We start from the raw sequence: 11,779 nt of genomic DNA on the forward strand, positions 1-11,779 counted from the left end.
AAAGCCTGCTGCACTGCCTTCTAAGCTTGGACTTGTAAATATCAAATACAACAAACAGCAGCAGCCCCGGACGAAATAAAGTCCTGGACTACTGCTGTTTATTGGCTATCGTCTCCCGTTAGCCTTCTATGCAGATCTATGCTAGTCAATTAGTCAAAGAAATCACAACCATCATTGGGCCAGATTTAGCACCAAAATCTCTCAGGCCAATCATCTCCATAAATTACTGGAAACATAGTTATCCCCTCCTTTGGATTATCGTGAAAACACGACATTCTCTATCCTTTCCTTGTAACAAAAAAACTGAATAGAGCGAAGGTTCAACTCAACCTAATTTCATCCACAGTAAAACAATCTACCCTTTAGTTGAAATACTCAACAAAACACATCAAAGGACGGTGTTACACCCGTTGAATACAGGAACAAAAGTCGAATTACGACCTGTGTCGCTGGAGGATTTTAGAAGAACATACGAAGCATATCGGCTTGATTGTTTACCGGGAATTGAATATTATCTCACGGCGTATACGTGGAGTGGAAATGTGCGTGCGATCCGCTCCTATGAAAAATGTGGTTTTGTTGTCGAAGGACGTTTACGCAATGATGCCTATGTAGATGGAAAGTACTACGATACCGTTATCATGGGGCTATTAAAAGAAGATTTTAAAATGCGAGAGAAAAGAATATAAAGCAAAAACTAGAAACTGCCTTCGCAATTTCTAGTTTTTTTATGGAGTCAAGTAAGATGTAGTCTACGAATTATCCATTCTCCGCCGCAACCGGGTTAACCGCAAAAATGGAATGAATGTTACCTTCCGGGTCTGCGAAGAACCCCGTGGTGTGCCCCCAAGACATCGACTTCGGTGCTGTAATTCCTGTAGCCCCTTTTGAAACTAACTCCTCATACATCGTGCGGACAGCTTCTGGAGAATCACATTCGAAGTTAAGCTCGAAGGCCTGCCCTTTACGTTCTTCTATAAAGGAATGATGATTGTTCGTGTTATCCGCCATTAATGGTGTTGAACAAATCGCAAGACGAATGCCGCTATTCATAAATTCAGCATAATGGTTCTCTTCAGTAACAGTCTTAAATCCGAGTACATCACGATAAAAACTAGTCAATCTAGGAACATCATGCGCCAAAACAGTAATTCCCTCTAATTTCAATCTCATCTTCACAACTCCACCTTTGCTAAGATATGCAACTGATTTATAGTGCGGACTCTCCTTAATTTTGCTTTGTATCCTATTCCAGTATGAAGCTCCATTATCCTGCCTCTTCGCCGTCGTTAATCTAAAATTTTATTTTCTTTCAACATAGGGGGCATAATGATAATCTCTTTAATGGTTTATTTACAATACTCATACTTTTTAAGTTCATCCCTATATTCCTTCAGCAACAATTGATTTAATTCTGCAAAAGACTCCAGTTTCTCAATCTTCTTAATTAAAGATTTTCGTTTTTTCTCATTTTCGTTTTGAGTCTCTTCCCAAATATCATCAATGTACAAATCTTGAAGTATGAACGAAAAAGGATCATCATTTTGAAGTGCTGCAGAATTCTCCAGCCAATCCATTGTAGCTTCGTTAGTATTTAGTTCTTCTACACTGTCACTACTTATAGCGCTATCATAATGCTTTACTATATTATAAAGTTTGTTAAGTCTTTCAATAGAAGAACCATCATTTCTTACAAATAAATTCTCACCGATCATTTTACTCCCAATCATGTATGCTTGATACAAATGAGAAACTGAAGTCTCGATACAAACAACTGCAGATAAATATTTAGATACACTTGCTTTGTCATGATTTAAAAAGTCATCCAGCTCAAGGCTTCCATAGTTATACTGATGGAATGTAGATTCAATTCTTCTTAAAAAATTCATCAAATATATTCTTTGTTTTTCTTCATATCTAAATCTAAGTGTAGCATTTAATACAAATGCGTTAACCCACTGTATTTCTTTATTATATGGAAGAGTATTATTTTCGGTTAGACTAGATAGGTCAGCAGAAATATACTTATCAAGTAAGTAATTAGAAGGGTTCCACTCCAATGATATCACTCCACTTTTTTTTAACAATGCAAATAGCGTCTAATTTACAAACTTCATAAAACTCCATATGTAAAGTATTCGCGAAATTAATGAACTCCATTAATCCACAACCCTAATTATTGATTTAGGATACTGCTAAACATTAATCCAACCTGCTTTATTTGACTTAATATAATCGTTTGAAAGTCCTCTATGTCGTCTTGATCAAATTACTTGGTAGAATTCATCATGATCCGTATTTTATATAATTCCACAAATCCCTTGAATTCCCTTGTATATTTTGGTCGAAAACTGTAGAAAAGCCCCCAAATTATTATTGGAAGCTTCGTCATAAATTCTATAAGTTCAATATACGATCAATTTCTTTAATTACTTTCCTTGAAGTCGGATTGTAGGCAACACCAGCGGTTGAAATCAATCTACTTCTGGATATTACGGATGATTGCTCCATTAAATTGTTATATGCCCAGTGTAACTTTCTGATTTGAAAATCCTCCACTGATTCAACAACCGTTGTAATATATGCTTTCACCCTCGGCAACTTATCAATAGTGTTATAATTGAAATGGCTCGCTTTACCTAAACGCTTAGAAATTTCCCATCTTTGGACCGGTTCACGAGTTCGGGTAGCCCCGTTTCACTACGGCCTGGTACTTCTCCTCAAGCCCTTTCAGACTCTGCCTCACGGCAGACGCCCTGTCCTCCAGCAAAAAAATTTTACCGGCCCCCCGAGGCGTTACCCCCGAGTTTGGATATGAGCCCCCTAGTCCGGGGCTCAGCGGGACTTTAACCCGCCTGATAATCGTGCAGCCACGCACGCATTATGAGCCCCTCGGACTCCCTTCCACAGACGGTTCATTTCATCTTTTGGACTTATAGAGCTTCTCTTTACGGGTTTCTAAAAAAATCCTGTGTGGGGGAGGGTCTCCCCAGTTCACTGCATCCTCTTTACTACCATGCCTATCCTTACGCTGGAGGATTCTTCGCTGTTGCTCCAAGTTCTTGACAGTTTCCTTGGCCTTCACCCAATTGCTCGAGGCTCGGCTTCCTCTCTCCCTTCTTGCGAGGCCTTTTTGACAACGCGGCAGGGTTCACTTGATGTTACGGCCTGGTAGTTTGCTACCCTGTCTCTGACAGGTACTTTTGCCGATTCGCTTTTACGTACAGCTTTCACCATACTTAAGAATCCTAGCTACGCGGGAGCTTGGTCCCTCCCACGACCGGACTTTCACTGGCTATCTAGATAATGAGTGCTTAGCTGGGCACACCACAACAATAAAAAATACTGTTCATTTGAATAAACAAATGAACAGTATTTCTTTTTTTAAAATATCATCCGACTAATGTTACTTCTTCATGTTTTAAACAAGCTTAACCAGGCTATAATTTTTTCTGCCCTTACGAATAATGACGAAGCGTCCACCGATTGCATCAGCAGAGGATATATTCAGATCAATACTGGTCACTTTCTCACCATTTATTGAGATTGCACCTTTCGAGATATCCTCACGCACCTGGCGTTTCGACTGCACAATACCAAGCTCAACGAGCCAGTCCACAATGTTCTTCGTTTCCTTCGAGGCAATAAAAGTTGGCATTTCCTTGAATCCTTCTTCAATCTCTTCAGCCGTCAAGGAGCGGATATCTCCGCTAAACAAGGCGACACTAATACGCTTAGCCTGAGCTAGTAGTTCCTCACCGTGCACGAAACGAGTCACTTCTTCTGCGAGTGCTTTTTGTGCTTCACGTTTGTGAGGCTCGTTTTCCACCTTTTCTGCCAGCGCTTGGATTTGCTCCTGATCAAGAAAAGTAAAGTATTTCAGATATTTGACCACATCCCGATCATCGGTATTAGCCCAGAAGTGGTAGAACTCATACGGCGTCGTCTTTTGGGGATCAAGCCAAATCGCTCCCCCGGCTGTTTTACCAAACTTAGTACCATCCGCCTTAAGCATGAGGGGGATAGTGAGGCCGAAAACCTTGGCGTCTGCGCCTTCTTTTTTCCGTATTAAGTCAAGACCGCTTGTGATATTCCCCCACTGGTCCGAACCTCCAATTTGTACCTGTACACCTTCACGACGATATAAATGTAAGAAGTCAATGGATTGAAGGATCTGGTAAGAGAACTCTGTAAACGAGATACCGCTATCCAGACGGCTAGATACGATATCCTTTGCCAACATCGTATTGATACTGAAGTTTTTGCCGTAGTCACGCAGAAAGTCGAGCATACTCAGATTTTCAGTCCACTCGTAGTTATTCACCATCCGAACGGTATTGTCACCATCTGTTAGAAACAGTCTGGTCATTTGAGCTGTAAGTCCCTCCACATTCTTTTGCACCTGCTCCATTGTCTGCAAGGAGCGCTCGGTGGAACGACCACTGGGATCACCAATGCTGCCTGTTGCGCCACCTACTAATATAACCGGACGGTGACCAGCAAGCTGGAAGCGTTTAAGCATCATAAAGGGTATCAGGTTGCCGATATGCATGCTGTCACCAGTCGGGTCAATACCACAATAAAGCGAAATCTTCTTTAAATCAGTTAATTCGCGCAGCCCTTCTGCATCCGTTTGCTGATTAATAGCACCGCGCCATTCTAATTCATCAATAATTCCCATCATATTAGCTCCTCTTCCAGCTTTAAATTTGCCAATTTCAATTCTTGTTCAGTACGAACCACTTCCAAGCCTTTAAATATTCCTTTTTTTCAATGCGACGCTGAACTAAGCGTTAGGAGTTCATTTTTTTCTTTTCCGGATACAAAAAAACCGCCCCCCGTCTATTTGACTCAGGGACGATTAAGTATAACCGTGTTACCACCCACATTGCGCAGGCCGCCAATACAGCAAACCGCACCACTCTAGGCAAGATAACGTTTGCCCTGCTCCGCTTGGCATTACCCAAGATACTCCAGAGTGTAATTCGTAGACCGTGTTTGTACCGGGTTGCATCATCCCCCGGCTTTCTGGGACAGGGACAGGTCTTCTACTGACTCGTTCAGCGTATATCGAATATAAAATTACCTGTAGTATATCTATTTTCCATTTCTATGTCAATTAGATTAGCTGCGCAGCCATGAAGAAATAAATACGTACTTCTACTTTTAATATCCCCTATCTATCAACATATCAATAGGTTTTGTTTTTTGATTCTGAAGGGCTCTCATAACGACATTTCCGAGATAGAGCGCAACCATGCCTGTAAAGAAAATAATGAATGTGACTGTAGAAGCAGGTAATGCATCAATAAGAAATATTCCCAAGGAACCAATAAGCATACTGCCTTTAAGGGCAATTTTATTCATAGCAAGGTATGAGCTCCTCAATTCATCTTGTGCTAAATCACCAAGGCATGACTCATAAGATGGGATAAAAAAAATCTCACCAATAACAGCCAGTGCCATTGACAACAAGAGAATCCACGGCTGATTGAAATAGGTAAGAATGGAGTATCCGACTACATAAAATAATGCACCAAAGTAGTAAGAGCCTCGCTCACTTAGTCTTTTTATTAGACGTGAGGCTATTAATGAAAATAATATGACCAGCAAAGTATTTTCTACTCTTAGAAAACCAAACATCTGAAACCCGTCAAAGGACTTATTCAATGCAGAAATGTGAAAATGTTCGACCTCTTTTTGAAAACGGGTAGCTATATAATTACTAAAATGACTTTCCATTGAAAAAAGAAGCATCGTTGACAACATAAAGATCATAAATACCCGATTTTTCAATACAAACCTGTAACTTATAAACAGATCGCTAAAACGCTTGTTTCGATTCCAAATCCTTTACCCATATAACATAGTTCGACCCTTTGCGTTCAAGATGTGCGAAATTGTTGTAGCTTTCATACCCTCGATCGGCAATAACAATCGTTTTCTCTTGAAATTGGGGAACGGCCTACTATTGTAGCCAGCGCCCTTCTTTCATTACACCATCTTCTAGGCTGAATAATAGCATCCACATAAAGCCTATTGCATAAGTCATAGGCTGCATTTAAATGCAGAAGGTTGTAACCTTTGGTGTTCGGTTAACTTTTAAAATAGGTGTTCTGGCATTGGTACTGACGGAGTAAGCAAAACAGTTACTATAGTTAGAGCAGGTGTTTCTGGTTGGAACAAGGATGGAATTGGATCACGTCTAAAACGGATGACCACTATTGGTCAAAAAGGCGGAGAATCTATGACCACTGGATCCTATATGAAAGGTGTTCACTGGCACGATATTACAATTGGCCGCTATGACAGTAATACTTCTTCAGCTAATTTAATTTATTCAAGCTGGGGCTCTTCCCAAACTGGTGGTTATCATATCTGGAACAATAGTCAGGCCACTCATGTATCAGTAAACTATATCAGCGCAGGTGATGAAACTGTTAATATTCAGCTTTAAATGGTAAAATATTTAGGGATGAGTGTTCTTCTCATCCCTTTCTTTATTTCAGCCCTGTTGGTTTTAAAAAAATATCTGGAGGTGACTTTGATTGAAATTATTAAAGCTCGGTTTAGCTGTTACTTTAGCGAGCACCCTATTATTTGGTTTTTCTTATCATTCTTTTGCAGCGTCTACTGCAATAAAGTCCCCTGTTCTATTGCAAATCAATGAGTACCATATTCTCTACACTTATCCAAAGCAGCCTTATATTGATAAGAAACAAAGGCTAATTGTTCCCCTTCGTGCAGTAAGTGAACTACTAGGAGCTTCTGTATCGTATAATGCCGAATTAAAACAAGCAATAATTGAAAAGAATGGCAAGGAAATTATTTTAACAGGGAATTCGAATAAAATAATAGTAGATGGTGTAGTGAAAATAATAGATACTGTTCCAGTAGTATACAAACAATCTTTTATGTTACCTATTCGTGTATTGTTGGATAATATGAATTTAAAGGCAACTCACGATAGCCAAACAGGTGTTTTGCATGTGGACGATGATGCGATCAATAACTTTAATATGTTAAAGGATATTAAGGAATGGGACATTCCTTCTGATAAAATTGCTAATCAGAACGGTATCTTGACAACCACTTTTGATTTGACACTTAGTGAAATAAGTAAAAATCAGCTTCAACAGGGAAGTATCCATTTAACTGCAAAAAATATTAGTGGAAATTCTATTCCTAATGGTAAAGAAGATCTGCATGTTATGTTTTTATTTAATAACACTTATCAAATGGAGGCTGATCTTAACACAACATCAGAACAACGTCCTCGTCCAGCCCTTACAAAAGGTCAAGTATTTCAGCAGAAAACAGAGTTTGCAGCTGGTAATTATGGCGACTTTTTAAAGTATATATTGGCAGTGGGCAGGATTCTAAAATAAAGTAGATATAAGCCACTGAACAATTATTTTTTACAAACTCAAAATAATACGATTCACGTAACTAAAACGAGCCTAGAAGCGATTATAGAGGCTCGTTTTGCCTTGTTTTATTTGGGTGTTTATTCAAATGCTAGCAAGCCAGAACATAATCGATGCGAGCATTAAGAATGCGCGAAAAGTACTGGCCAATTTATCAAAGCGATTGCTTTAGTTTTGTTAAAAAACCATCTATCAAATACCTTCTTTGTAGATTTTATATCCCATTTCTGTTTGACTCGATGGTTTCTTATACCGTCCCCATATCAAAATTAGAACAACTAATTTTGATAAAAATAGGACAGCCTGAATTATTCCTTCAGGCTGTCCTCTAGGTGCATGATCTTGAGCAATCGGTTTTACACTTTTGTCATTAGTTTCACTTATTTTTAACTGGTTTCACTGTTTTATTCCACTGGACATTTATAACTCCTATTCCCTTGAACTACTCCACAGTAACGCTCTTCGCCAAATTCCGCGGTTTATCCACATCGTGGCCCAGGGCCAGCGAAGCGTAGTACGCCAGCAGTTGCAAAGGCACTACGGACAGTGCAGGGCTCAGCAGTGGCAGAGTCTTAGGAATCGCGAAGACTTGGTCAACGGATCTGAGCAGGTCGCTGACATGCTCTTCGTAAGTGATGGCGAGGACGTCTGCGCCACGGGCCTTCACTTCTTTGATGTTGCTGACGGTCTTCTCCAGCACGGATTCTTGGGTTGCCAAGGCAATCACAGGAATACCTTCTTCGATCAGAGCCAGTGTACCATGCTTCAATTCTCCCGCAGCATAAGCTTCGGAGTGAATGTAGGAGATTTCTTTGAGCTTAAGCGATCCCTCTTGAGCGACAGAGTAATCTACGCCACGGCCAAGGAAGAACAGGTGCTTATTGTCGGAAATTTGTTCGGCATAAGCTTGGAGTGCTTCTTTTTGCCCCAGAATCTCTTCGACTTGCTCAGGCAAGGATTGCATTGCCGCCAGGATCTCGGCTACTTGCGCTTCGGACTGTGTTCCACGCACTTCAGCCAGATACAGACCCAGCAAAGTGAAAGCAATCAGCTGCGAAGTGTAAGCTTTGGTGGAGGCTACGGCAATTTCCGGTCCAGCCAAAGTCACCAAAACATCGTTGGCTTCCCGGGCAATGGAGCTGCCCACTACGTTCGTAATAGCAAGTACATGCGCACCATTGGCTTGCCCTTCACGAAGCGCAGCCAGAGTGTCCGCAGTTTCTCCGGATTGGCTGACTACGATCACCAGTGTTTCCGGCGTTACGATTGGCGAACGGTAACGGTATTCCGAAGCAATGTCATTCTCTACCGGAATACGAACCAGAGACTCAATCAGGTTGCGTCCAACCAGACCTGCGTTATAAGCAGTACCGCAAGCAACGATCTGGATGTTGCGGATGTTCTTGATTTGTTCTTCGGTCAGGTTCAGCTCAGGCAGGATTACTTTGTTGCCTTCCGCATTCATACGGCCCCGCATGGTATCGCGGTATGCTTTAGGCTGCTCGAAGATTTCTTTCAGCATGAAATGCTCGAATCCGCCTTTTTCTGCGGTCACTGCGTCCCAATCGACAGTAATCATTTCCCGAGAAATAAAATTACCTTCGATGGTCATCAGTTCGACAGCATCCCGTGTCAATACGGCCATTTCGCCGTCGTTCAAAATATATACGTTACGGGTATATTCCAGCAATGCCGGGATATCCGACCCGATAAAGTTTTCTCCTTCGCCAAGACCGATAATGAGCGGGCTGGCTTGACGTACAGCCACCAGTTTATCCGGCTCATATTCTGTCAGAACACCCAGTGCGAACGCGCCGCGCATGTGCTTGATGGCTTGTTGTACCGCTTTAACGATATCTCCATCATATTCACGAGCGATCAGGTGTGAAATCACCTCTGTGTCCGTCTCGGAAGTGAAGTGGCATCCGCCAGCAATCAGCTCTTCTTTCAGGTCCAGGTAGTTTTCGACAATCCCGTTGTGAACAACCGAGAACTTATGGCTGTTATCCGTGTGCGGATGGGAGTTCTCATCCGAAGGCTTGCCGTGTGTCGCCCAACGGGTGTGTCCAATACCTGCGCTGCCGGTGAGTGGAGTGGCTTCCAGTCTCGACTCCAGGTTTGCCATACGGCCCTGAGCCTTAACCACTTGCAGCCCTTCCTGAGTGAATACAGCAATACCGGCGGAATCATATCCGCGATACTCCAGCTTCTTCAATCCCTCTACCAAGATCCCCTGCGAATTCTGATTACCAATATATCCTACGATACCACACATTATATTTTCCCCCGTCCAATTAGTTGTTGTAATATGGGCGGCATAAGGAAAGAAACCTGCCGTGCGGCATGTTTTTGAGAAAAAGAAACTATTCTGTTGTGTACCTGCTCAACAAAATAACTGTGATTAGCATTCAATTTTTGCAAAAAGAAAAATCATTGTCCTGCAATGGACAACAGCCTTCTCATTTATCGAAAAATGTAAAATGTACAGTCTTCTCCTCTACCCAGGCAGAAATGCATGTTTCCTTCAAATGCACATACCCATGAAATCGTACATTTTATAGTGCACCCATGGCAACGTTGTGTGAAAGGTCGCCCTTCCATTTTCCGTTCTCCATTTACGGCTCTGGTGCATCACCGGGAGGTCCCCGCCGAACATTTCGAACACCTCCACCTCGTCAGCTTACATCTGCCGTGATCCGGTCAAGCCTGCCCAACCTTACGGGCATCATCGGCTTTCCCTTCTCCCCCGCGCAAGACCAAGCTCTGGCGCTTGTAATACGGAAACCTTACGATCCTCACTTTCCTTCTGGAATGACACTTTATCTATTATATGCACCTTACGTCACTTTTGCAATGCCACAGCTCATGAAACCTTAGCTTAGCCTACTCACGCTGGGTGATCCTCTACCTTGGAAGTAAGCCGATGGAGCAAATTCAAAAACCATCCATCCACCGGCTAATTCCGCGAATCCAACGGCTGGTTACACTAATTCCCGCTGCACAACATCCACAATCTGGCCTACAAAAAGATCCAGTTCAGCCTTATCCGGCCCTTCTGCCATAACGCGGATGAGCGGTTCAGTGCCTGAAGGACGTACAAGCACACGGCCATTGTCGCCCAGCTTGCGCTCTACCTCACTAATCGCAGCCTCAATCGCCGGATTGTTCGGATAGTTAGTCTTATCCTGCACCCGCACGTTCACCAGCACCTGGGGATATTTGGTCATCATGGATTTCAGCTCGCTCAGCTTTTTGCCGGATGACTTCATGGTATCCACCAGTTGAATCGCTGTAAGAATGCCGTCACCGGTCGTGTTGTAATCCAGGAAAATCACATGTCCCGATTGCTCCCCGCCCAGGTTAAAGCCTCCGCGGCGCATTTCTTCCATGACGTAGCGGTCGCCCACAGCGGTCTTGGCCGTATTCAGCGCCAGCTTCTCGGTGGCCTTGTAGAATCCGATGTTGCTCATAACGGTGGACACGATGGTACCATCCTTGAGCTTGCCAGCCCGGTTCATCGCATCTCCGCAAATGCACAGAATAAAGTCGCCATCGACCTCGTCGCCATTATTGTCAATGGCAATCAGACGGTCGGCGTCTCCGTCAAAAGCCAGCCCCAAATCCGCTTCATGGCGCAATACTTCCCCGCGCAGCTTCTCCGGATGTGTGGAACCAAATCCGTCGTTAATGTTCAGTCCGTCCGGCTCCGCCCCGATGGCAATAACTTCGGCACCGAGCTCGTTGAACAGGCGTGGTGCAAGCTCATAGGCTGAACCATGGGCGCAGTCGAGTACGATTTTGACACCCTTGAAGTCTTGGGAGATGGTTGTTTTCAAATATTCCAGATAGAGGTATTTGGCGTCATTGTCCACCGTAACCGTACCCAGACCTGAACCTACTGGACGAGGCAGCTCATCAATCTCTGCGTCCATCAGCTCTTCAATCCGCAGCTCGGTCTCATCCGTAAGCTTAAAGCCGTCACCGCCAAAGAACTTAATGCCGTTATCTTCAACCGGATTATGCGAAGCCGAGATCATCACGCCTGCATCTGCCTTGAGCAGTCTTGTAATGTAGGCTACAGCCGGGGTACTGACTACCCCCAGACGGATCACCTGTGCCCCGATGGACAACATGCCGGCAACAAGTGCCGACTCCAGCAGCGGCCCCGAGATCCGTGTATCCATGCCAATAACCACCTTGGGTTTCTCTACATTTCCGGCAAGTACATAACCCCCGCAGCGTCCAATACTGTAAGCCAACTCTGCCGTTAATTCCTTATTTGCAACACCGCGTACTCCATCAGTTCCAAAATACTTCCCCATATCTGTTCTCCTTTAGTATGCTGCTGCAGC

General features: G+C 43.2%; 9 protein-coding genes. 3 read left to right on the forward strand and 6 right to left on the reverse strand.

Annotated elements, in window-relative coordinates; genetic code table 11:
- Window positions 1–410 precede the first annotated feature (410 nt).
- A complete protein-coding gene (locus IEY53_RS35470; RefSeq protein WP_229696426.1) occupies window positions 411–689 on the forward strand; it encodes a GNAT family N-acetyltransferase in 279 nt (92 codons plus the stop codon).
- A gap of 70 nt (window positions 690–759) precedes the next feature.
- Here the strand turns inward: IEY53_RS35470 and IEY53_RS29095 are convergent, their stop codons facing one another.
- The 4 genes from IEY53_RS29095 to IEY53_RS29110 form a co-directional block, all read right to left on the reverse strand.
- Window positions 760–1,173 carry a VOC family protein gene (locus tag IEY53_RS29095; protein WP_189031199.1) on the reverse strand — a complete coding sequence of 138 codons (414 nt, stop codon included), beginning with the start codon at window positions 1,171–1,173 and terminating at the stop codon, window positions 760–762.
- A gap of 176 nt (window positions 1,174–1,349) precedes the next feature.
- Window positions 1,350–2,060, reverse strand: coding sequence for a hypothetical protein (locus tag IEY53_RS29100; RefSeq protein WP_189031200.1), 711 nt, complete (start codon window positions 2,058–2,060; stop codon window positions 1,350–1,352).
- A gap of 1,361 nt (window positions 2,061–3,421) precedes the next feature.
- Window positions 3,422–4,681 (reverse strand): tyrosine--tRNA ligase, encoded by a 1,260-nt coding sequence (gene tyrS / locus IEY53_RS29105; RefSeq protein WP_189031202.1) that lies wholly within the window; start codon window positions 4,679–4,681, stop codon window positions 3,422–3,424.
- A 485-nt stretch (window positions 4,682–5,166) separates the two neighbouring features.
- A complete protein-coding gene (locus IEY53_RS29110; RefSeq protein ID WP_189031204.1) occupies window positions 5,167–5,769 on the reverse strand; it encodes an MFS transporter in 603 nt (200 codons plus the stop codon).
- 445 nt (window positions 5,770–6,214) lie between these two features.
- On the opposite strand from IEY53_RS29110, the gene IEY53_RS29115 reads away from it, so the two are divergent.
- Both IEY53_RS29115 and IEY53_RS29120 read left to right on the forward strand, forming a co-directional pair.
- The gene (locus IEY53_RS29115; RefSeq protein ID WP_189031206.1) at window positions 6,215–6,457 is read left to right on the forward strand and encodes a hypothetical protein; all 243 of its coding nucleotides are present in this window, start codon (window positions 6,215–6,217) and stop codon (window positions 6,455–6,457) included.
- 91 nt (window positions 6,458–6,548) lie between these two features.
- Window positions 6,549–7,388 (forward strand): copper amine oxidase N-terminal domain-containing protein, encoded by an 840-nt coding sequence (locus IEY53_RS29120; protein ID WP_189031208.1) that lies wholly within the window; start codon window positions 6,549–6,551, stop codon window positions 7,386–7,388.
- Between the two features lie 481 nt (window positions 7,389–7,869).
- Here IEY53_RS29120 and glmS read toward each other — a convergent pair whose 3' ends face one another.
- Complete coding sequence (gene glmS, locus IEY53_RS29125; RefSeq protein ID WP_189031210.1) at window positions 7,870–9,702, reverse strand: glutamine--fructose-6-phosphate transaminase (isomerizing); 1,833 nt, start codon at window positions 9,700–9,702, stop codon at window positions 7,870–7,872.
- Between the two features lie 706 nt (window positions 9,703–10,408).
- Complete coding sequence (glmM, locus tag IEY53_RS29130; protein WP_189031212.1) at window positions 10,409–11,749, reverse strand: phosphoglucosamine mutase; 1,341 nt, start codon at window positions 11,747–11,749, stop codon at window positions 10,409–10,411.
- Window positions 11,750–11,779: the final 30 nt, after the last annotated feature.

The sequence above is a fragment of the Paenibacillus albidus genome (assembly GCF_014644435.1).
Lineage (GTDB): Bacteria > Bacillota > Bacilli > Paenibacillales > Paenibacillaceae > Paenibacillus_AQ > Paenibacillus_AQ albidus.

Coding starts and splice junctions, on each gene's coding strand:
- tyrS (WP_189031202.1), bottom strand. CDS start 4,681: ATGGGAATTATTGATGAATTAGAATGGCGCGGTGCTATTAATCAGCAA.
- IEY53_RS29115 (WP_189031206.1), top strand. CDS start 6,215: ATGACCACTATTGGTCAAAAAGGCGGAGAATCTATGACCACTGGATCC.
- IEY53_RS29110 (WP_189031204.1), bottom strand. CDS start 5,769: ATGTTGTCAACGATGCTTCTTTTTTCAATGGAAAGTCATTTTAGTAAT.
- IEY53_RS29095 (WP_189031199.1), bottom strand. CDS start 1,173: ATGAGATTGAAATTAGAGGGAATTACTGTTTTGGCGCATGATGTTCCT.
- glmM (WP_189031212.1), bottom strand. CDS start 11,749: ATGGGGAAGTATTTTGGAACTGATGGAGTACGCGGTGTTGCAAATAAG.
- glmS (WP_189031210.1), bottom strand. CDS start 9,702: ATGTGTGGTATCGTAGGATATATTGGTAATCAGAATTCGCAGGGGATC.